Consider the following 21,612-nt stretch of genomic DNA (forward strand, 5'->3'; position numbering starts at 1 on the left):
ACTGCCATGAAAACATCGCTTCTCACGACTCTGATTGCCGCCACGCTGGCGTTGAGCGCCCCGCTGGCGCTGGCCGCCGTCCCGAAAGACATGCTGGCGATCGGTAAAGCCGCCGACCCGCAAACGCTCGACCCTGCCATCACCATCGATAACAACGACTGGACCGTCACCTATCCGTCCTACCAGCGTCTGGTCAAGTACAAGCCCGGCTCAACCGAGGTGGAGGGCGATCTGTCGACGGGCTGGAAGGCGTCCGACGACCAGAAAGAGTGGACCTTTACCCTGGCGGATAACGCCAAATTCTCCGACGGCACGCCGGTCACCGCCGAAGCGGTCAAACTCTCCTTTGAGCGCCTGCTGAAGCTCGGCCAGGGGCCGTCTGAAGCCTTCCCGAAAGATCTGAAAATTGATGCCGTCGATGACCACACGGTGAAATTCACCCTCAGCCAGCCGTTCGCGCCTTTCCTCTACACGCTGGCAAACGACGGGGCGTCCATCATTAACCCGGCGGTGCTGAAGGCCAATGCCGCGGACGACGCGCGCGGTTTTCTGGCGCAAAACACCGCCGGTTCCGGGCCGTTTATGCTGAAGAGCTGGCAGAAAGGCCAGCAGCTGATCCTGGTGCCGAACCCTCACTGGCCGGGCGACAAGCCGCACTTTAAGCGCGTCTCGGTGAAAATTATCGGCGAGAGCGCTTCGCGCCGACTGCAGCTTTCCCGCGGCGATCTGGACATTGCCGACTCCCTGCCGGTCGATCAGCTGACGGCCCTGAAGCAGGAAGGCAAAGTCGCCGTCGCGGAATACCCCTCCCTGCGCGTGACCTATCTCTATCTCAACAACAGCAAAGCGCCGCTCAATCAGGTGGATTTACGCCGGGCCATCTCCTGGGCGACGGACTATCAGGGAATGGTAAAAGGCATTCTGAGCGGCAACGGCAAGCAGATGCGCGGCCCGATCCCGGAAGGCATGTGGGGCTTTGACGCCGCGGCAATGCAGTACAGCTTCGACGAGGCCAAAGCCAAAGCGGCGCTGGAGAAGGTCAAAGACAAACCCGCCAGCCTGACCTTCCTTTACTCGGACAACGATCCGAACTGGGAGCCTATCGCCCTCTCCACTCAGGCGAGCCTTGGCAAGATCGGCATTAACGTCAAGCTGGAAAAACTGGCCAATGCCACCATGCGCGACCGCGTCGGCAAAGGCGATTACGACATTGCCATCGGCAACTGGAGCCCGGACTTTGCCGACCCGTACATGTTCATGAACTACTGGTTCGAATCGGACAAAAAAGGGCTGCCGGGCAACCGCTCGTTCTATGAGAACAAAGAGGTGGATTCGCTGCTGCAGGCCGCGCTGAAAACCACCGACCAGGCGGAACGCACCAAAGATTACCAGCAGGCGCAAAAGGTGGTGATTGACGAAGCGGCCTACGTCTATCTGTTCCAGAAGAACTACCAGCTGGCGATGAACAAAGAGGTCAAAGGCTTCACCTTTAATCCGATGCTCGAGCAGGTGTTCAACATCGCCACCATGAGTAAATAACGGTTCTCGCCGGGGGAAAGCGTATGACGTTCTGGAGCATCGTGCGCCAGCGCTGCTGGGGGTTACTCCTGGTGGTGGCCGGTGTCTGCATTATTACCTTTATTATTTCACACATGATCCCCGGCGACCCGGCGCGTCTGCTGGCGGGCGATCGCGCCAGCGACGAAATCGTGCAGAACATTCGCCAGCAGCTGGGGCTGGATCGGCCGCTGTATGTGCAGTTTGGCCGCTACGTGGACGCCCTGGCCCACGGTGATTTAGGCACCTCCATCCGTACCGGACGCCCGGTTGCGGAAGACCTGAAGGCCTTTTTCCCCGCCACGCTGGAGCTGGCCTTTTGTTCTTTGCTGCTGGCGCTGGTTATCGGCGTGCCGCTGGGGATTTTGTCGGCGGTGTACCGCAACCGCTGGCTGGATCACCTGGTGCGTTTAATGGCGATGACCGGGATTTCCACGCCTGCATTCTGGCTTGGGCTGGGCGTGATTGTCCTGTTTTACGGGCACCTGCAGCTTCTGCCGGGCGGCGGCAGGCTGGACGACTGGCTCGATCCGCCGACGAACGTCACCGGGTTTTATCTGCTGGACGCCCTGCTGGAAGGCAACGGTGAAGTCTTTTTCAACGCGCTGCAGCACCTGATTTTGCCCTCACTGACGCTGGCGTTTGTTCATCTGGGCATCGTGGCGCGCCAGGTGCGCTCGGCGATGCTGGAGCAGCTTAGCGAGGACTACATCCGCACCGCACGCGCCAGCGGGCTGCCCGGCTGGTACATCGTCCTGCGCTACGCCCTGCCGAATGCGATGATCCCGTCCATTACCGTGCTCGGGCTGGCGCTGGGCGACCTGCTTTACGGCGCCGTCCTGACCGAAACCGTCTTTGCCTGGCCGGGTATGGGCGCCTGGGTGGTGACGTCCATTCAGGCGCTGGACTTCCCGGCGGTGATGGGCTTTGCCGTCGTCGTTTCGCTAGCCTACGTGCTGGTTAATCTGGTGGTCGATCTGCTTTACCTGTGGATTGACCCGCGAATCGGGCGCGGAGGTGCCGAATGATGTTAACGCAGGAAACACCCGTCCCGGTGAAAACCACCAGACAACGCATCAACTGGGCAAAGCTGTTCTGGATGCTGCGCCAAAGCCCGCTCACGATCGTTGGCGGCGTCATTATGATCGCGATGCTTTTGCTGATGGTGACCTCGCCGTGGATAGTGCCGCATGATCCGAACGCGCTGGATCTCACCGCTCGCCTGCAGGCCCCCTCTGCGCAACACTGGTTTGGTACCGATGAGGTGGGACGCGACCTGTTCAGCCGCGTGCTGACGGGCAGCCAGCAGTCGATTACCGCCGGGCTGGCGGTGGTGGTGATTGCGGGCGGCATTGGCTCGCTGCTGGGCTGTTTGTCCGGCGTCCTGGGCGGGCGCGGCGACGCCGTCATCATGCGGGTGATGGACATTATGCTCTCCATTCCTTCTCTGGTGCTGACCATGGCGCTGGCCGCCGCGCTCGGTCCGAGCCTGTTTAACGCCATGCTGGCGATTGCGATTGTCCGCATACCGTTCTACGTGCGGCTGGCGCGCGGGCAAACCCTGGTGGTGCGTCAGTTCACCTACGTTCAGGCCGCCCGCACCTTTGGCGCCTCCCGCTGGCATTTGATCCGCTGGCATATCCTGCGCAACGCCCTGCCGCCGCTGATCGTGCAGGCATCGCTGGATATCGGCAGCGCCATTCTGATGGCCGCCACGCTGGGGTTTATTGGCCTGGGCGCGCAGCAGCCCACCGCCGAATGGGGCGCGATGGTGGCCGTGGGCCGTAACTACGTCCTGGACCAGTGGTGGTACTGCGCCTTTCCCGGTGCGGCGATTTTGATTACCGCCGTGGGCTTTAACCTGTTTGGCGACGGTATCCGCGATCTGCTGGATCCGAAGTCAGGAGGCAAACAGTAATGACCGAACCGGTACTCAATATTGAAGACCTGCATCTGAGCTTCCCGGTTTTTCGCGGGGAGGTCCACGCCCTGAACCACGTTTCGCTGGAGATCGGCAGGGGCGAAATTGTCGGCGTGGTGGGCGAATCAGGGTCGGGCAAATCCGTTACCGCCATGCTCGCCATGCGCCTGCTGCCAGAGGGCAGCTACCGTATTCATCACGGTCAGGTGAGATTACTCGGTGAAAACGTCCTGACGGCGTCCGAGAAACAGCTTCGCCAGTGGCGCGGCGCTAAAGTGGCGATGATTTTTCAGGAGCCCATGACCGCCCTCAACCCGACGCGGCGGATTGGCAAACAGATGGTGGAGGTGATCCACCAGCATCAGCCGCTTTCCCGGCGCGAGGCGCAGCAGAAGGCGATCGCCCTGCTGGAAGAGATGCAAATTCCGGACGCGAAGCAGGTCATGGCGCGTTATCCGTTTGAACTCTCCGGCGGCATGCGCCAGCGGGTGATGATCGCCCTTGCCTTCTCCTGCGAGCCGGAGCTGATCATCGCCGACGAGCCGACCACCGCGCTGGACGTGACCGTCCAGCTCCAGGTGCTGCGCTTACTGAAGCATAAGGCGAAGGCCAGCGGCACCTCGGTGCTGTTTATCAGCCATGATATGGCCGTAGTGTCCCAGCTCTGCGACAGAATGTACGTAATGTATGCGGGCAGCGTGATAGAGAGCGGCGCCACGCAAACGCTGATCCACCGCCCTGTGCATCCCTATTCTATCGGCCTGCTGCGGTGCGCGCCGGAAAACGGCCAGCCGCGCGACCTGCTGCCCGCCATTCCCGGAACGGTGCCCAACCTGAGCCAGCTTCCGCAGGGGTGCGCTTTCCGCGAGCGCTGCTTTGCCGCGGGGGCAAAATGCAGCGAAACGCCGCGCCTGCAGCCGCATGGCGCAGAGGGCCAACTGGCTGCCTGCTGGTATCCACAACGGGAGAAACACCATGTCTGATGTACTGCTGGAACTGGATAGCGTGCACGTGAACTTTGCGGCGCGCAAAAACTGGCTGGGCCGCGTGACGGAACGGGTCCATGCGCTCAACGGGCTGGATCTCCAGATCCGTCGGGGCGAAACGCTGGGCGTTGTCGGAGAATCCGGCTGTGGGAAAAGCACGCTGGCGCAGCTGCTGATGGGGATGCTTAAACCCAGCACCGGCGCATGCCAGCGTGCCCACCACGCCGGTGGCATGCAGATGGTGTTTCAGGATCCGCTCTCCTCGCTCGACCCGCGATTGCCGGTCTGGCGCATCATTACCGAGCCGGTGTGGGTGCAAAAACGCAGCAGCGAGCGCGAGCGCCGCCAGCTGGCGGCAGATCTGGCGCTGCAGGTGGGCATTCGCCCGGAATATCTCGACCGCCTTCCACACGCCTTCTCCGGCGGGCAGCGCCAGCGCATTGCCATCGCCCGGGCGCTTTCGTCCGCTCCGGATATCATCGTGCTCGATGAACCCACCAGCGCGCTGGATATCTCCGTGCAGGCGCAAATCCTCAACCTGCTGGTGACGCTACAGCAGCAGCGTAATCTGACTTACGTACTGATCTCGCATAACGTCTCGGTGGTCAGACACATGAGCGACCGCGTGGCGGTGATGTATCTCGGACAGATTGTGGAGCTGGGCAGCGCCGCGAAGGTACTTGGCGAACCGCGCCACCCCTATACCCGCCTGCTGCTCGATTCGGTTCCCCGCACCGGAGAGCCGCTGGATGAAACGCTGGCGTTACGCAAAACGGAGCTTCCCGGCAACCGTCACCTGCCAGAAGGCTGTTTTTTCCGCGACCGCTGCCCGATGGCCGCGCAGGGGTGCGAACATCCTCAGCCGCTACAGCCCTCTCGCGAGGGCCGTCACGTTCGCTGCTGGCGCAGCCTGGGTTAAATTTGCGCCATCCCGCCGTCCACAAACAGCTCGGTGGCGTTGATAAAGCTGGCCGCGTCGGAGGCCAGAAACGCCACCGCTTTACCCACCTCGCCCGGCGCGCCTAAACGTCCGAGCGGCACCTGCGCGGCCAGCGCGTCGTACAGCCCCTGGCGATGTTCTTCCGGCACCAGATCCCCTAAACCTGGCGTTTTGATCGGGCCCGGGCTTACGACATTGACGCGGATCCCACGGCCCTGCAAATCCAGCGCCCAGGAGCGGGCAAAGTTACGCACCGCGGCCTTACTGGCGCTGTAGACGCTGAAATTGGCCGTCCCCTTAATCGACACCGTCGAGCCGGTCAGAACGATCGACGAGCCGGTTGATAACAGCGGCAGCGCCTTCTGCACCGTGAACAGCACCCCGCGAACGTTGGTGCCAAAAATCCGGTCAAACTGTTCTTCGGTGATCGCGCCCAGCGGCAGCATATCGCCGCCACCCGCATTGGCGAACAGAATATCGAGACGGCCTTCTTCTTTTGCTATCCGGGCATAAACCGCATCCAGATCGGCAAGCTTAGAGACGTCCGCGCGAATGCCCACTGCGTCAGAAGCAATCTCTGCTACCGCGGCGTCAAGTTCGGCCTGACGACGCCCGGTGATGTACACCTTCGCGCCCTGTGCCGCCAGTTCCTGCGCCGTGGCAAGACCAATACCGGTGCTGCCGCCGGTGACCAGTGCAATTTTTCCTGAGAGAGTCGTGTTCATGTCATTTACCTTTTTGTGTTTGCGTTGGACAGACTTTATCCCTTGCGACATTTATGAAAAATGGGCAAAAATGAAAATGACTATTCACCTATGGAAATAATCAGAGGTCATCATGGATCAGCTAATGGCGATGCGCGCCTTCACGCGGGTGGTGGAATCCGGCAGTTTTACTCGCGCGGCGGACTCGCTGAATATGCCGATCGCCACGCTGAGCAAACTGGTTAAATCCCTTGAGGCGCACCTGGCGATACGTCTCCTTCACCGGACGACTCGTCGGGTGGTCACGACGCCTGAAGGGCTGGAATACTATGAAAAAGCGCGCCGGGTGCTGATTGATATCGAAGATATCGACACCTCGTTTCGCGTTTCCCGCGCGACGCCCAAGGGACATTTGCGGGTTGACGTGGGCGGTTCCACCGCACGGGACGTGCTCATCCCCCTGCTGCCGGATTTTATGCAGCGCTACCCGGATATCCGTATCGATCTTGGCGTGGCCGATCGTCCGGTCGATCTTATCAGCGGTAACGTAGACTGCGTGATCCGCGGCGGCCCGCTGAACGATTCAACGCTTATCGCACGTCATCTCGGTGACGCTCAGATGGTCACCTGCGCGACGCCGGGTTACCTTAAAAACCACGGCGTTCCGGCCTATCCGCAGGAGCTGCGCAACGGCCACAAGCTTGTTAGTTATCTCTCTCCCGTCACCGGGCGGCCGTTTCCGTTTCGCTTCCGGCAGAACGGCGAGGCGCTGGAAATCACTCTTCCGCACTATCTCGGCGTCAATGAAAGTAACGCTCATCTGGCGGCTGCCGCGGCGGGTCTGGGGATCGTTCAAACTTTTGAGTATTCAGCAAAGACCTATTTGCAGACGGGAGCGCTGGTGGCGATTCTGGGTGACTGGCAGCCTGCCGCGTACCCGTTTCACGTGGTCTACCCGCAGAACCGGCATTTGACCCACAGACTGAAGGTGTTTATCGCCTGGCTGGCGGAGGTGTTCCCCGCCGCGCTGAAGGGATAGCCGGGCGCAAACCCGGCGGGAAGTTAATTTAGCTTATAGTCCAGGGTGATCTCGGCTTTCAGAAGCTGTGAAACCGGACAGCCCGCTTTGGCTTTCTGAATAATGCCGTCAAACTGCTGTGGCGCAATGCCCGGTACGGTGACCTTACTTTGCAGCGCAACCTTAGTGATGGCAAATCCGCCGTCGGTTTTATCCAGAGAGACGTCCGCGGTGGTATCAATAGAGTCAGCGGTATAGCCCGCTTCGCCCAGCATCAGCGACAGGGCCATGGAAAAACAAGCCGCATGTGCCGCACCGATGAGCTCTTCCGGGTTGGTCCCCTTTTCACCCTCAAAGCGGGTGTTAAAGCCGTAAGGCTGTTGGTTGAGAACGCCGCTCTCGGTGGAAACCGTTCCTTTCCCGCGCTTAATGTCGCCAGACCAGTGTGCCGAACCGTGCTTATGAATCGTCATTCTTGCTCTCCTTTTGGCTTACAAAGGGTTAAGTATAGACTATGCATCTGACACGCCCTGGAACACAGACGATTCCGTGCCTTTCACCTGCTGTACCGACCACAAGGATAATGATATGACGCTTAAAATCAGGATGGCCGTCGCGGTAGCCACGCTGGCTCTCTCTCTTTCTTCACTGGCTAAAACGCCGGAAAACTTTATCTATACCAGCTCAGGCGACCTCGACGCGGCGCTCCCGCTGGTTGCGCGTGGCGACATCGGCGGCGTGCAGATCGTGTACAACTGGCGCCTGCTTGAACCCGAGAAGGACAGCTATGACTTCTCGCGGATTGAGCAGGATCTGGCGCGTCTTAAGGCCGCCCGGAAAAAACTCTTTATTCAGATCCAGGATCGTTTCTTTGAGCCGGAAGCCCGCTACGTTCCGGACTATCTGATGCACGATAAGCAATACAGCGGCGGGATTGCGCCGCAGTTTGATAACCCCGGCGAGGGCAAGCCTGTTGGCGCAGGATGGGTTGCGCGTCAGTGGGACCCAACGGTGCGCCAGCGCTACCAGGCACTGCTGGCAGCGCTCGCAAAACGCTTTGATGGCAAGGTATATGGCGTAAACCTGCCTGAAACCGCGATTGATATTGACGAGAAAAATCCGCCAGCGGGCTTCACCTGCGACAGCTATTTCGCGGGTGAGATGGAAAATCTGGCCTTTGCGCGCAAGGTTTTTCAGAAATCACATGTGGTGCAGTACGTGAACTTCTGGCCGTGCGAGTGGGATAACGACCACAACTATATGGGACGTCTTTTTGCGTATGCCAGCGCCAACAATATCGGCCTGGGCGGGCCGGACATTGTGCCCAACCGCAAGGCGCACATGAAGAATGCCTATCCCTTCTTCCATAAAAATAAACAGGCGCTGCCGCTCATCGCCATGGCGGTTCAGGAGCCGACTCTGACCTATAAGGATCCTCAGACCGGAAAACCGTTCACCAAAGCCGAGTTTGTCCGCTTCGGCGAAAATTATCTCGGGGCCGATATTATTTTCTGGAGCACGGCCTCTCCCTGGCTAAAGGCAAAATAATCGCCCCTCAGGCAAGGTGGCGGGACAGTTCGTCAAGAAACACGCGCAGCGCGGCAGGCTGGTATTCCCGTGACTGATAAATGCCGTGGATGGCAAGCGGTTTCGGCTCCAGCGACGCCAGTACCGGCACCAGTAATCCCTGCTCAAGCGCGGCGCGCGCTTCGCGCTCCGGCAGCATGGCGATGCCGCAGTGCTCGATCGCCGCGTTCATGAGCAGTGAAGAGATACTGGCGCTCAGGTTGCCGCTGACGGCCACGCTCAGGCTTTCGCCTTCCGGGGTCAGGAAGTGCCAGGACTGCCCGGCGAAAAAGCTGTAGTGCAGGCAGTTATGCTGCGCCAGTTCTTCGGGGCTGACGGGCGTGCCGTGCTGTGCCAGATACGCCGGCGAGGCGCAGAGCACCGATCGACATTCCCCCAGCCGGCGGGCGATCATGCCGGGCTCCGGGTTATCGGTAATGCGCACGGCGACGTCAATGCGCTCTCCCACCAGGCTGACCGGATGGTTGTTCACGTCCAGCTCAATGCGCAGCTGCGGGTAGCGCGAGAGCAGGCCGGGCAGGACCGGCGCAATCAGGTGCATGGCGGTAAAGTGCGCGCAGGCTACCCGCAGCGTGCCGGACGGCAGATCTTTTTCCGACTGACCTTCGATTTCCTGCGAGATCTGCGAGAGAGTCCGCGTTTTTTGCAGCACCTTTTCCCCTGCCGCCGTCAGCGTCAACTTGCGCGTGGAGCGGTTTACCAGCCGCGTCCCCGCCCACTTCTCCATTTGTTCAAGGTAACGGCTCACCATCGGCCGGGAAATGCCCAGCGCGCGGGCCGCCGCGCTCAGGCTTCCCAGCTCGCATATCCGGTTATAGACCTGAGCGGCAATAACGCGATCCATATAAGCTCCATCTGCTCGATTTATGAAACTAAGCATGTCTTGTTTCAGGAATTCTGGCAAATGAGAATATCCGTACAATAGAAACATTACTGAACAACAGAGACAACAGCATGAAACTCACTCATATTGCCCTGCTTTCCACCCTTTTCGCTCCGGCCGTTTTTGCCGCGCCGTTGACGATTGATACCTATAACCCGCAGGAAAAAGGCATTTTCGCGGTCTCCTCCACGCTCGTTTCCGGCCCGAAAGAGGCGGTGCTGTTTGACGCGCAGTTCAGCGTGAAGGATGGCGAAGCGCTGGTAGAGAAAATTCGCCGCAGCGGTAAAACGCTGAATAAGATTGTGATCACCTCCGGCGATCCGGATTTCTATTTTGGCCTGCAGCCGCTGGTGAAGGCCTTCCCGAATGCCAAAGTGGTGGCCACGCAGCAGGTGGTTGACCATATTAAGGCCACCAAAGACGCCAAGCTCGCCTTCTGGGGCCCGCAGATGAAAGACGGCGCGCCAACTGAACTGGTGGTGCCGCAGGTGCTCGCCTCTACCACCTTTATGATTGACGGGGAAAAGGTCGATATCGAGCAGCCGGACAGCTACGCGGCCTACGTGTGGATCCCGTCCGTGAAAACCATCCTCGGCGGCACCGGGGTCTCCTGGGGGATTCACGTCTGGACGGCTGATACCCAGACGCCGGCTCGCCGTCAGCAGTGGCAGCAGACCCTGGACAACATGGCCGCGCACAAGCCGGAACGCGTGATCCCAGGCCACTATCTGGGCACACCACCGTCCGGAACCGGGGCTATTGATTTTACCCGTGGCTATCTGCAGCATTTTGAACAGGCGTTATCGGCACATAAAAACTCTGCGGGCGTCATCGGTGCAGTGAAAAAACAGTATCCGGATCTGGCAGAAGAGAGCTCTCTGGAATTAAGCGCAAAAGTGAATACCGGCGAAATGAAGTGGTAATTTAAAAACGGCTCCTGCTATATTCCCGCGATAGCAGGAGCACCGCCATAATATCCGCACTGCCTCACGCCAATATATCCCTACGTTTTAAAAACGCATAAAAGCATGCACTTATGTCATTTTTATTTCTAAGATGAATCTGAGACACAACCGGGGAAATATTTGCCATTCTGTTTATGAATTAAATTTTTTGCGAGCCGTACCATTAAACAGACAACGACACGGAGGCAGCATGTTTACTTATTACCCGGCTAATACCACAGCAGCACAACCTGAACTCGTTAACGCGATTGCGCAGGGTCTTCACGCTGAGCACGGTGCTGTGACTGAAGATGACATTTTAATGGAACTGACCAAGTGGGTGGAATCCACGGATAATGACATCCTCAGTGACATCTACCAGCAGACCATTAACTACGTCGTCAGCGGGCAAAGCGCACCTTTGTAAAAACCTGCTAAGCTGGATCTGCAACCTAAGGGGTTACATTTCGTTTGCGAAAGCAAACTGGTCCTTAAAACTATCAACAGGATTGAGGAGTTAATATGAAATCGAACCGTCAGGCACGCCACATTCTGGGACTGAACTACAAGCTTTCTAATCAGCGTAAAGTGGTGATTGAAGGCGACCACGAAACGCAAGTCACTCACGCCACCGGCAGAAAACGCCACGCGGGCAAGTAAGTTCCCGACTGAGATCCAGAACACCATCGGCAAAACCGATGGTGTTTTTGTTTATGTGTTGCGGTAATTAATATTTAGCTCCTTTATAATACCGCCCGACCGCACCCCGTAGCACAGGCCAGAAAGATGACAAACAGCAGTGTCAGGGACGGATCTTCAAAAAAAGAGTGAGTGACATGGACAACAAACTGAAAAAACATCGTTCCTTATACATCCCATACGCCGGCCCGGTTTTACTCGAATTCCCCCTGCTCAACAAAGGCAGCGCCTTCAGCATGGAAGAGCGCAGCAGCTTTAACCTGCTTGGCCTGCTGCCGGAAGTGGTTGAAACCATTGAAGAACAGGCGGAGCGCGCGTGGATCCAGTATCAGGGCTTCAAAACCGAGATCGACAAACACATCTACCTGCGCAACATCCAGGACACCAACGAAACCCTCTTCTATCGCCTGGTGCAAAACCATCTCGAAGAGATGATGCCGGTGATCTACACCCCAACGGTGGGTGCGGCGTGCGAACGCTTCTCTGAGATCTACCGTCGCTCACGCGGCGTCTTTATCTCTTATCAGAACCGTCACAACATGGACGACATTCTGCAGAACGTGCCGAACCACAATATTAAAGTGATTGTGGTGACGGACGGGGAACGTATTCTCGGCCTCGGCGACCAGGGCATTGGCGGGATGGGGATCCCAATCGGTAAACTCTCTCTCTACACCGCCTGCGGCGGCATCAGCCCGGCGTACACCCTGCCGGTGGTACTGGATGTCGGCACCAACAACCAGCAACTGTTGAACGATCCGCTGTACATGGGCTGGCGTCATCCGCGCATTACCGACGACGAGTACTATCAGTTTGTCGACGATTTCATTCAGGCCGTGAAGCACCGCTGGCCGGACGTTCTGCTGCAGTTTGAAGACTTTGCGCAGAAAAACGCGATGCCGCTGCTGAACCGCTATCGCGATGAGATCTGCTCCTTTAACGACGACATCCAGGGCACCGCAGCGGTGACCGTGGGCACGCTTATCGCCGCCAGCCGCGCGGCCGGCAGCCAGCTGAGCTACCAGAAAATCGTCTTCCTGGGCGCAGGCTCTGCGGGCTGCGGCATCGCCGAGCAGATTATTGCCCAGACGCAGCGCGAAGGCTTAAGCGAAGAGCTGGCCCGCTCCCGCGTCTTTATGGTTGACCGTTTCGGCCTGCTGACCGACGGTATGCCGAACCTGCTGCCGTTCCAGACCAAGCTGGTGCAGAAGCGCGAGAACCTGAAGAACTGGGACACCGACAACGAAGTGCTCTCCCTGCTGGACGTGGTGCGCAACGTGAAGCCAGATATTCTGATCGGCGTTTCCGGGCAAACCGGTCTCTTCACCGAAGAGATTATTCGCGAGATGCACAAGCACTGCGAGCGCCCTATCGTGATGCCGCTTTCTAACCCGACCTCCCGCGTGGAAGCGACGCCGCAGGACATCATCGCCTGGACCGAAGGTAACGCGCTGGTTGCCACCGGCAGCCCGTTCGATCCGGTGGTGTGGAAGGATAAAACCTATCCGATCGCCCAGTGCAACAACTCCTATATCTTCCCGGGCATTGGTCTGGGCGTGATCGCCTCCGGCGCGTCCCGCATTACCGATGAGATGCTGATGTCAGCGAGCGAAACCCTTGCGGGCTATTCGCCGCTGGTCAACAACGGCGAAGGGCTGGTGCTGCCGGAACTGAAGGACATTCACAAGGTGTCGCGCGCTATCGCGTTTGCGGTGGGTAAAATGGCGCAGCAGCAGGGCGTGGCGGTGAAAACCTCTGCCGACGCGCTGCAGCAGGCTATTGATGATAACTTCTGGATGCCTGAATACCGCAGCTATCGCCGTACCTCGATTTAATTGGCTCCGACCCTTCCCTCTCCTCAAAAGGGAGAGGGAACGTGAACACCCCCCTCCCTTTATTTTCTTTGCCGCTTCTACGGCATTCCTCTTCCCCTTATTAAAAAAATAAATATTTCAACAACTATTCATACCCCATTGAAATATAAAAATTTCGCATAACACTTTTTGTCTAACAAACGTATTTTTTTAAGAGTTTAGTAACGTTTTGCATTACTAAAAATTGCGAGGAAAGTAAGGAGCGGTTATGTACTATAAAAATGAAGTGATAAGTTATTTGCAGGCGAATAACATCCTTGCGTTAAAACTCGAGCATGCATTAACGGGTGTAGGAAAAGCCGTATCAAATCAGATTGAAACGATCGGCGCAGGTGCAACGCGCGCGCTGTATTATACCTCCTGCTTTACTGATGAATATCAAGACGTATGCCAGAAACAAAAGTCCGAAGACATCCGATTTGCTAAAGGTGTTTATCATATTATATGGCATAGAGATGTTGTATGTGAAATGCTCAACATCTACTTTGAAGAAGTATTCCGACACAAAACCTCCGATCAGCTAGAGCACATCAAACAATTGCTGATGGCAGTAAATATTCATATCGCCGCAAGTTCACTTACAAACGCCGGATTTGCTTTAGCAACAGCATCATATGTTGCTGCATGTATGAATCTAAGCCTTGAACTTAGTGCACTGGCTGGGCGAAGAGCGGGACAGGTTGTTGGAGGTATTGGCCTGTACGGCATTGTTCAGAAAGCAGCAGATAGTTCGCATCGCCTTCATATTACTTATCCAGCGTACTACTCAGCGCTATACGCTAAAGAGCTGGAAATGTTGTACTTCTTGATAGAGCCATTGTTTAAACGGGCTGAAGCTTTTAAAGCACAATGGGTATCGGATAGTGAGATTGCAGATATCATAACAAGGATGGTTCAGTAATTATGATGCATCTTATTAAAAGATTTTTCAGGCGGATATTCTTTTCATTGATATCGATGTACGGCCCTTCGCTATTGACACTTTTATTTGCAGTTGTCTTTTTCCAACTTTGCCCTGACGGGCCAATATGGCCTGTTCCTATATTCTTCATTTTTGTGATGGTTATTTTATCGCTATATGAAATTGTAAATCTCAAACGTTAGCTTTATCGTAATTTATCTATAAGGAAATAGTATGTCTACACCAGCACACTTATGGCTTGAAGATGAGAACGGTTCTCCGGTAATCGGTAGCTGCATGATGCCACTTCGCCTGGGGTCTATCGAGTTAAAATCCTTTTCTCACGGTGTCACTATCCCGGTAGATCCAAGCTGGGGAAAACTAACAGGAACGCGAGTCCATCGCCCTATCACGATAGTAAAGGAGTTTGACCAAACAACACCACTTTTGTACCGCGCTGTCTGTGAAGGCCGAACCATGAAGAAAGCCACAATTAAAATGTACCGTATTCTGGAATCAGGTATTGAGGCCGAGTATTTCAATATCATTCTGGAAAACGTCAAGTTTACAACTGTTGCACCCTACCTGTCTCCTAACGGTATAAGCAGCACACATCTTGAAACGCTCGAATTACGTTATGAAGCGATTACCTGGAAGTATACGGAGGGTAATATTATCTATCGTGATTCATGGAACGATCGTTGTTGTGCATGATGACGAAGGCGGCATTTGCACTGGCTGCAATGCTGCCCCTCTGTTTGGTATATGCAGGAAAACGTTGTATAGTGATAGTCACCTACAAACTCATAACATATAAGGAGGCCAATTATGCTGTACTGTGAAATTTTCAATGTTTCACATACATTTGGTGATCGCACCAGCTCAAGCGTTATCGGTATCGTGCTGCGATAACTTCTGCTTGAGCGAAGACACCAACCCCTGAAATCCCTTCTCTCGGGCTTACTGAGTTATCGTCAGCGATGTTTGACGAGGCATAAACATGCCTGTAACTCTTGGGTAAGCAACAATGAGCACTTTACTCACTGCACAATCTTTACGCGTTGATACGGCGTTTGGCACGCTCTTCGACTCACTCTCCTTTACGCTGAAAAAAGGCGACCGCATCGGCCTGCTGGGCGACAACGGCTGCGGCAAAAGTACGCTTTTAAAGGTGCTGGACGGAACAGATATCCCTGCCGCCGGAACGGTAGCGCTGGCCGGACACTGCCTGATGGCGCGCGTGGAGCAACATCTCCCGGACGCCATTTTCCCGCTGACCATGCTGGATGCCGTACTCGCGCAACTGCCTTTAGCTGAGCACGAAAGTCTGCGCTGGAAAGCCGAAACGCTGCTGGCGAGCATGGGCTTCACGCCGCAGGATATGACGCTGCAATCCGCCACCCTGAGCGGCGGACAGCACACCCGCCTGCTGCTGGCGCGGGCGTTGATTCACGAGCCGGATCTGCTCCTGCTGGATGAACCCAGCAACCACCTGGATCTGCCGACCATGCTCTGGCTGGAACACTTTTTACAGAACTGGTCAGGCAGCTTCGTGCTGGTTTCGCACGACAGACAACTGCTGGATGCCGTCACAAACGGCAGCTGGATCCTGCGTGATAAGACGCTGCACTACTTTGCCCTTCCCTGTACGGCCGCCCGTAAAGCGCTTGCAGCAAAAGACGAAAGCGATGCGCAGCGCCACAAGGCGGAGCAAAAGGAGATCGACCGCGTGACCGCCAGCGCCAAACGTCTGGCGACCTGGGGTAAGGTTTATGACAACGAAGACCTGGCCCGCAAAGCCAAACAGATGGAAAAACAGGTCGAACGGCTGAAGGAGAGCCAGACGGAAGTGACGGCAGGCAGCCAGTGGACGTTAACCCTGCGCGGCGACGCGCTGCGGGCGGACCGTCTGCTGGAGATGGAAAACCTCAGCGTCCCGCCTGCGCCCGGGCTACCGCCGCTGTTTAACATCGAAACGGCGCGGCTGAAAAGCGGCGATCGCGTGGCAATTGTCGGTCGTAACGGCTGCGGTAAATCGTCGCTGATGAAGCTTATCTGGCGACATTTTGTGGATGAACCGACGGACAGCGGGCTGAAAATCCATCCGCGCGTCTCGCCGGGCTACTACGACCAGACGCTGCATCAGCTGCCTGATGACGCCACGCTGCTCGACGCGCTGGAACCTTTCGCCCCCGATCCGCAGCACAGGAAGATGGCGCTCATCAGCGCCGGGTTCCCGTGGGCGCGCCACGGGCAGAAAGTCAGCACGCTCAGCGGTGGCGAACGCTCGCGCCTGCTATTCGTGGGCCTGACGCTTGCCCGCTACAGCCTGCTGATGCTGGATGAACCCACCAACCATCTCGACATGGAAGGCAAAGAGGCACTGGCGGAAACGCTGCAACAGTTCGAAGGCGGCGTGCTGCTGGTCAGCCACGATCGCCAGTTAATTAGCCAAAGCTGTAACCGTTTCTGGCTGATTGAGGACGGCTGGCTGAGCGAGTGGCACGATGCTGAAGCCGTGTTTGAGCGGCTGCGTGAAAGCGTGGGGCTCGGGACATCAGCCGCGCCTGTCGTCACCGCTGGCGAGGTTCAACCCTCGCCGTACGACGATCTGCTGGAGCGGCTGATCGCGCTGGAAACGCTGCTGGAAGACGATCTGGCGCGTAAGCCGAAACATCAGAAGCCGCAGCTGCAGGCGCAATGGCGTAGAGAAATTGAGGAGATTGAAGCCCAGCTGTAAATCTGCGCCCGGCGAGCACCTCGCCGGGCCAGCATTTTCCCCCTTAATTATTAGAGGATCGCCGTATTCTTAATCTGAAATCGAATCAAATGATGACATTATGTTGCCGCAGCCTTGCATTACCAGGCTAATGTATTAATCCTTAAGGGGTACCACACCTGCTATGCAGATTCTTATCATGAACAAGGAGATACACATGAAGGCTGCTGTTGTTACTCAGGATCATCAGGTCAATGTCACTGAAAAAACCTTACGCCCGCTTAAGCACGGAGAAGCCCTGCTGAAAATGGAGTGCTGTGGTGTATGCCATACCGACCTCCACGTGAAGAACGGTGATTTTGGCGATAAAACCGGGGTAATCCTGGGCCATGAAGGAATTGGTATCGTGAAAGAAGTCGGCCCTGGCGTGACGTCGCTGAAAGTTGGCGACCGCGCAAGCGTGGCCTGGTTCTTTGAAGGCTGCGGTCACTGCGAATACTGTAATACCGGTAACGAAACCCTGTGCCGTGACGTGAAAAACGCCGGTTACTCCGTTGACGGCGGCATGGCGGAAGAGTGCATCGTCACCGCGGATTACGCGGTAAAAGTGCCGGATGGTCTGGATTCGGCGGCGGCCAGCAGCATCACCTGCGCCGGTGTCACCACCTACAAAGCGGTGAAAATCTCCGGCATAAAACCGGGCCAGTGGATCGCGATTTACGGTCTGGGCGGGCTGGGCAACCTCGCGCTGCAGTACGCCAAAAACGTGTTTAATGCCAAAGTCATCGCTCTGGACGTTAACGATGAACAGCTGAAGCTGGCCGCGAGCATGGGTGCAGATTTAACCATCAACTCCCGCAGCGAAGATGCCGCTAAGATTGTGCAGGAAAAAACCGGCGGCGCGCATGCCGCAGTCGTCACCGCCGTCGCAAAAGCGGCCTTCAACTCGGCGGTAGATGCCGTGCGTGCCGGTGGCCGCGTGGTCGCCGTTGGCCTGCCGCCGGAAGCGATGAGCCTGGACATTCCGCGCCTGGTGCTGGACGGTATTCAGGTGGTGGGTTCGCTGGTTGGCACCCGTCAGGATCTGCAGGAAGCCTTCCAGTTTGCGGCCGAGGGCAAAGTGGTGCCGAAAGTGACGATGCGTCCTATCGAGGACATCAACGCCATCTTTAAAGAGATGGAACAGGGCCAGATCCGTGGCCGTATGGTGATCGACTTACGCTCGTAAACACCTTTTGCCGGGTAGTGGCTACGCCTTACCCGGCTCATTGCTACGACGAACGACGAACTGAAATCCACTCCTGAACCTCAATCTGGAAGGTGTCCGGCGCTTTCCGGTACATTTTACGCGCCAGGTCGAGAATAGTATGCCGCGCGAGCTCCTCTTCCATCCGCTGCTGCGCGCTATCCATGACTGAACGTACTCCGCACGGGCCGTCGCAGACCCAGGCAGGCGGTGCCTCATCAAACACGGCCAGCCGCTGGCGCACTTCACGACATTCGAACATGTTTTTCTCGCCGTCAATGGCATGCGCCACATCCAGCACGCTGATCAGCTCCGCCGGACGCGCCAGCTTAAAGCCCCCGCCCTTGCCTTCCGTACTGATGACCAGCCCGGCACGTGACAGGCGTGTAAAGATTTTGCCGAGGTAGTCATACGGCACGCCCTGCAAGGCAGCCATCTCCCGGACGCTCATTTCACGCTCGCTGCCCTTCGCATCCACCATACACATCAGGCTGTGAATGCCGTATTCCACACCGGAACTGTAAAACGCCATGGTTAACTCCGAATTAGTGTTCGGAGCATTATAACGATTTTTAACTCAGAAAGAAGTTGTCGGAGTTAACTCCGACAAGTATAGTGGCAGTTATGTCAGGCATGAAGCCTGGCGGGAGAAAGGATCGAATATGAAAAAGCAGATTTTAATCGTAGGCAGTGGTTTTGCGGGTATGTGGGCAGCCGTGAGCGCGGCACGTCTCTCTGAGCAGCAGGGTAATAACAGTCTGGAGATTGCGGTACTGGCCCCCTTACCCGAACTGCGCGTTCGGCCACGCTTCTATGAGGAGAAGGTGTCAACGCTGGTCGCCCCGTTGACTGACCTGTTTGCCGAGCTTGATATCACATTCATTGCCGGACACGCGGAACAAATTGATACCACGGCGAAAACCGTTTTATACCGGATGTCCAATGGCGCGCATGCTACGGCTTCCTACGATAGGCTGATCCTCGCTACGGGCAGCCAGACCAAACGCCCACCGATTGCCGGCCTGGCTGACTACGCCTTTGACATCGACCAGCTGGAATCCGCACAGGTATTTGAGCGTCACCTTGATTCACTGGCGTTACGTCCCTCCACGCCCGAGCGCAACACCGTGGTAGTCTGCGGAGGCGGCTTTACCGGCATCGAGCTGGCAACGGAGCTACCTGCCCGACTGCGTGCCCGTTTTGGCGACAATACGGAGATTAAAATAGTCGTAGTTGAGAGAGGACCAGTCATTGGCGGCCGTTATAGCGACGCATTGCGTAAAACAATTGCAGAGGCGAGTGAGGCGCTGGGCGTTGAATGGCGGCTGAAGAGTGAAGTTGAAGCCATTGATGCTCACGGCGTAACGCTGAAAAACGGTGAACGTATTGCTGCTGCGACCGTCGTCTGGACCGCAGGCCTCGAGGCAAATCCTCTCAGCCTGCAGATAGGCGGTGAACGCGATAGCCAGGGCCGCCTGGTTGTGACAGAGACGTTGCAGGTCCCCGCATATCCTGACGTCTATGCCACCGGCGATATGGCTCACGCCAAAACAGACGATGCGGGCAATACGGCGCTGATGACCTGCCAGCACGCGATCCAGCTAGGGAAATTTGCCGGTCATAACGCTGCCGCCAGCCTGCTGAACGTTGCTCCTTACCCTTATCGTCAGGTGAACTATGTTACCTGCCTGGATTTAGGCGCGTGGGGCGCGGTTTATACCGAGGGCTGGGATCAGGTCGTTAAGTCAGTCCAAGATGACGCCAAGAAGATCAAGATCGCCATCACTAACGAGCTGATCTACCCTCCAGCAGCGGATAAAGCAGTCGCCTTTGCCGCCGCCGACCCGCTGGCGAAATTCGTTTAGGTCCCCGCCATCGCCCCGCTAACGGGGCGTTTTTATTTTCAGTTTCCGGCAATCCTTATCTTAATTCCTTTGTTCCCTTGTTTTCCCCCGCGCCCGATGATGAATCCGATGCTAACAAGAAGATAACAAAGGAATTCACCATGCAAACCCCATTTCGTCTGCCGCTGCTGACGGCGCTGATTCTGACGACAACCGCAGCCTGGTCCGCCGATGCGCCGGTCAAAGGCGGCACGCTGATTTATCTGGAACAACAGGCGCACACCAACCTCTATCCGCCTGCCGGCGGCTTCTACCCGAACGGCGGCATTCTGAACCAGATCACCGACAAACTGACGTGGCAAAATCCAAAGACGCTGCAGGTCGAACCGTGGGTGGCCGAAAGCTGGACCACCAACGCCGATAAAACTGAATACACCTTTAAACTGCGTCCCGGTATTACCTTCTCCGACGGCACGCCGCTGGACGCCAACGCCGTAGCAAAAAACTTTGATACCTACGGTTTGGGCAATAAGACGCAGCGCCTGCCGGTGTCAGAAGTGATCAATAACTACGATCGCAGCGAAGTGGTCGACCCGCTGACCGTGAAGTTTTACTTCAAAAAACCGTCGCCGGGGTTCCTGCAGGGCACCGCCACGATTGGCTCGGGTCTGGTCTCGCTCAGCACGCTGAAGCGCAACTTTGAAGAGCTGGGGGATGCCCGGCATATCATTGGCTCCGGCCCGTTTGTGGTGAAGGACGAGAAGCTGGGCCGCGAAGTGACGCTCGAAGCCCGTAAGGACTACCGGTGGGGGCCCAAAAGCCTGACGCAACAGGGTCCAGCCAATCTGGACGGCATCAAGTTTATCGTGACTCAGGAGGACAGCGTGCGCGTCGGCGCCCTGCTGGCAGGTCAGGCCGACTTTATTCGCCAGGTACAGGCGTATGACGAAAAGCAGGCGACAGACCAGGGCTATAAAATCTACGCTGCCCCAACGCGCGGGGTGAACGACAGTATCAGCTTCCGCCCGGATAACCCGCTGGTCTCCAATATTCGCGTGCGCCAGGCGCTGCTGCATGCCACGAATGCAAAGCAGGTGGTCGAGACTCTCTTCTCGGCCAACTATCCGCAGGCAAAGTCGGTGATTGCCGATTCCGCCGCAGGCTTTGTCGATCTCAGCGACAAATTGACCTTTGATCCGGCAAAAGCCAACCAGCTGCTGGACGAGGCGGGCTGGAAAGCGGGCAGCGACGGGATCCGCGCCAAAGACGGCCAGCGGCTGGCGCTGACGGTATATGAATCCCTGCCGCAGCCGCAAAATAAAGAGGTGCTGCAGCTGGTTGCCCAGCAGTGGCGTCAGGTGGGCGTAGTGCTGAACGTAAAAGCCGGGGACGCTGGCAGCCGCACGCTGGATAACCTTGATCCACAGAAAACCCCGTTAACCGTCTCCGAAGTGGGCCGCGCCGATCCGGACGTGGTGAAAAGCATGTTCTACCCGGCTAACCGCGACGCGCTGCTGCAAAAAGGCGGCTCCAGCGACAAGGTCAAAAGCTTCCGTGACGACAAGCTGAATGCGCTGCTGGTAAATATCTCCTCAGAGATCGATCCGCAAAAACGCCTGCAACTGACCGGCGATGCCCAGCGCTACCTGCTGGATAACGCCTACGTCATTCCGATTTTCGAGGAGCCGCAGGTCTTTGCCGGTGCGCCGTGGCTAAAAGGCGTCAATTTTGAAGCGGTCGGCCGCCCGTCGTTCTACGGCGCGTGGATTGAGAAACACTGAGGAGATGA

At 56.9% G+C, this 21,612-nt stretch carries 21 protein-coding genes; 17 read left to right on the forward strand and 4 right to left on the reverse strand.

All coding sequences use genetic code 11. The features are described from left to right. Positions 1–6: 6 nt before the first annotated feature. Genes IM313_RS10835 through IM313_RS10855 form a run of 5 tightly spaced genes read left to right on the forward strand, consistent with a single transcriptional unit; the run spans position 7 to position 5,383 of the window. A complete protein-coding gene (locus IM313_RS10835; RefSeq protein WP_192971101.1) occupies positions 7–1,539 on the forward strand; it encodes an ABC transporter substrate-binding protein in 1,533 nt (510 codons plus the stop codon). 23 nt (positions 1,540–1,562) lie between these two features. Beyond that, the gene (locus tag IM313_RS10840; protein ID WP_192971102.1) at positions 1,563–2,585 is read left to right on the forward strand and encodes an ABC transporter permease; all 1,023 of its coding nucleotides are present in this window, start codon (positions 1,563–1,565) and stop codon (positions 2,583–2,585) included. After that, positions 2,582–3,475, forward strand: a complete 894-nt coding sequence (gene ddpC, locus IM313_RS10845; protein WP_088205475.1) for a D,D-dipeptide ABC transporter permease — start codon at positions 2,582–2,584, stop codon at positions 3,473–3,475. Before IM313_RS10840 ends, ddpC begins: the two co-directional genes overlap by 4 nt. Further along, complete coding sequence (locus IM313_RS10850) at positions 3,475–4,461, forward strand: ABC transporter ATP-binding protein (protein ID WP_192971103.1); 987 nt, start codon at positions 3,475–3,477, stop codon at positions 4,459–4,461. Before ddpC ends, IM313_RS10850 begins: the two co-directional genes overlap by 1 nt. Next, the gene (locus IM313_RS10855) at positions 4,454–5,383 is read left to right on the forward strand and encodes an ABC transporter ATP-binding protein (RefSeq protein ID WP_192971104.1); all 930 of its coding nucleotides are present in this window, start codon (positions 4,454–4,456) and stop codon (positions 5,381–5,383) included. Before IM313_RS10850 ends, IM313_RS10855 begins: the two co-directional genes overlap by 8 nt. Here IM313_RS10855 and IM313_RS10860 read toward each other — a convergent pair. Continuing rightward, on the reverse strand, positions 5,380–6,129 hold the full coding sequence (locus tag IM313_RS10860) for an SDR family NAD(P)-dependent oxidoreductase (RefSeq protein ID WP_192971105.1): 750 nt from the start codon (positions 6,127–6,129) through the stop codon (positions 5,380–5,382). The genes IM313_RS10855 and IM313_RS10860 overlap by 4 nt on opposite strands. Positions 6,130–6,241: 112 nt before the next feature. Here IM313_RS10860 and IM313_RS10865 point away from each other — a divergent pair, with 112 nt between their 5' ends. Then, the gene (locus IM313_RS10865) at positions 6,242–7,147 is read left to right on the forward strand and encodes a LysR family transcriptional regulator (RefSeq protein WP_047368602.1); all 906 of its coding nucleotides are present in this window, start codon (positions 6,242–6,244) and stop codon (positions 7,145–7,147) included. Positions 7,148–7,170: 23 nt separating this feature from the next. Here the strand turns inward: IM313_RS10865 and IM313_RS10870 are convergent, their stop codons facing one another. Continuing rightward, on the reverse strand, positions 7,171–7,599 hold the full coding sequence (locus tag IM313_RS10870) for an OsmC family protein (RefSeq protein WP_028013230.1): 429 nt from the start codon (positions 7,597–7,599) through the stop codon (positions 7,171–7,173). A gap of 115 nt (positions 7,600–7,714) precedes the next feature. On the opposite strand from IM313_RS10870, the gene IM313_RS10875 reads away from it, so the two are divergent. After that, the gene (locus IM313_RS10875; RefSeq protein ID WP_192971106.1) at positions 7,715–8,674 is read left to right on the forward strand and encodes a hypothetical protein; all 960 of its coding nucleotides are present in this window, start codon (positions 7,715–7,717) and stop codon (positions 8,672–8,674) included. A 7-nt stretch (positions 8,675–8,681) separates the two neighbouring features. On the opposite strand, the gene IM313_RS10880 is transcribed toward IM313_RS10875, so the two are convergent. Beyond that, positions 8,682–9,557, reverse strand: a complete 876-nt coding sequence (locus tag IM313_RS10880) for a LysR family transcriptional regulator (RefSeq protein WP_047365094.1) — start codon at positions 9,555–9,557, stop codon at positions 8,682–8,684. A 110-nt stretch (positions 9,558–9,667) separates the two neighbouring features. On the opposite strand from IM313_RS10880, the gene IM313_RS10885 reads away from it, so the two are divergent. The 8 genes from IM313_RS10885 to adhP all read left to right on the forward strand — a co-directional run bounded on the left by IM313_RS10885 (position 9,668) and on the right by adhP (position 17,961). Next, complete coding sequence (locus tag IM313_RS10885) at positions 9,668–10,519, forward strand: Vmh family MBL fold metallo-hydrolase (protein WP_192971107.1); 852 nt, start codon at positions 9,668–9,670, stop codon at positions 10,517–10,519. Between the two features lie 232 nt (positions 10,520–10,751). Then, positions 10,752–10,967: a biofilm-dependent modulation protein gene (bdm, locus tag IM313_RS10890; RefSeq protein WP_028013234.1), complete on the forward strand. Its 216-nt coding sequence runs from the start codon at positions 10,752–10,754 to the stop codon at positions 10,965–10,967. Between the two features lie 95 nt (positions 10,968–11,062). Continuing rightward, complete coding sequence (sra, locus tag IM313_RS10895; RefSeq protein ID WP_008501714.1) at positions 11,063–11,200, forward strand: stationary-phase-induced ribosome-associated protein; 138 nt, start codon at positions 11,063–11,065, stop codon at positions 11,198–11,200. Positions 11,201–11,376: 176 nt separating this feature from the next. Continuing rightward, complete coding sequence (locus IM313_RS10900) at positions 11,377–13,074, forward strand: NAD-dependent malic enzyme (RefSeq protein ID WP_028013235.1); 1,698 nt, start codon at positions 11,377–11,379, stop codon at positions 13,072–13,074. Between the two features lie 247 nt (positions 13,075–13,321). Then, positions 13,322–14,014, forward strand: coding sequence for a hypothetical protein (locus IM313_RS10905; RefSeq protein ID WP_136485754.1), 693 nt, complete (start codon positions 13,322–13,324; stop codon positions 14,012–14,014). A 234-nt stretch (positions 14,015–14,248) separates the two neighbouring features. After that, positions 14,249–14,728 carry a type VI secretion system tube protein TssD gene (locus IM313_RS10910; protein WP_028013237.1) on the forward strand — a complete coding sequence of 160 codons (480 nt, stop codon included), beginning with the start codon at positions 14,249–14,251 and terminating at the stop codon, positions 14,726–14,728. A 313-nt stretch (positions 14,729–15,041) separates the two neighbouring features. Continuing rightward, the gene (locus tag IM313_RS10915; RefSeq protein ID WP_192971108.1) at positions 15,042–16,754 is read left to right on the forward strand and encodes an ABC-F family ATP-binding cassette domain-containing protein; all 1,713 of its coding nucleotides are present in this window, start codon (positions 15,042–15,044) and stop codon (positions 16,752–16,754) included. Between the two features lie 196 nt (positions 16,755–16,950). Next, positions 16,951–17,961 (forward strand): alcohol dehydrogenase AdhP, encoded by a 1,011-nt coding sequence (adhP, locus tag IM313_RS10920; RefSeq protein ID WP_041909867.1) that lies wholly within the window; start codon positions 16,951–16,953, stop codon positions 17,959–17,961. Between the two features lie 43 nt (positions 17,962–18,004). Here adhP and IM313_RS10925 read toward each other — a convergent pair whose 3' ends face one another. Further along, entirely contained in the window at positions 18,005–18,511 is a 507-nt protein-coding gene (locus IM313_RS10925; RefSeq protein ID WP_192971109.1) for an Rrf2 family transcriptional regulator, read from the reverse strand. 130 nt (positions 18,512–18,641) lie between these two features. Here IM313_RS10925 and IM313_RS10930 point away from each other — a divergent pair, with 130 nt between their 5' ends. Beyond that, positions 18,642–19,844 carry an NAD(P)/FAD-dependent oxidoreductase gene (locus IM313_RS10930; protein ID WP_192971110.1) on the forward strand — a complete coding sequence of 401 codons (1,203 nt, stop codon included), beginning with the start codon at positions 18,642–18,644 and terminating at the stop codon, positions 19,842–19,844. 140 nt (positions 19,845–19,984) lie between these two features. Then, positions 19,985–21,604, forward strand: coding sequence for a TIGR04028 family ABC transporter substrate-binding protein (locus tag IM313_RS10935; RefSeq protein ID WP_192971111.1), 1,620 nt, complete (start codon positions 19,985–19,987; stop codon positions 21,602–21,604). Positions 21,605–21,612 lie beyond the last annotated feature (8 nt).

The organism is Enterobacter cloacae complex sp. P2B (assembly GCF_014895985.1).
GTDB lineage: Bacteria > Pseudomonadota > Gammaproteobacteria > Enterobacterales > Enterobacteriaceae > Enterobacter > Enterobacter bugandensis.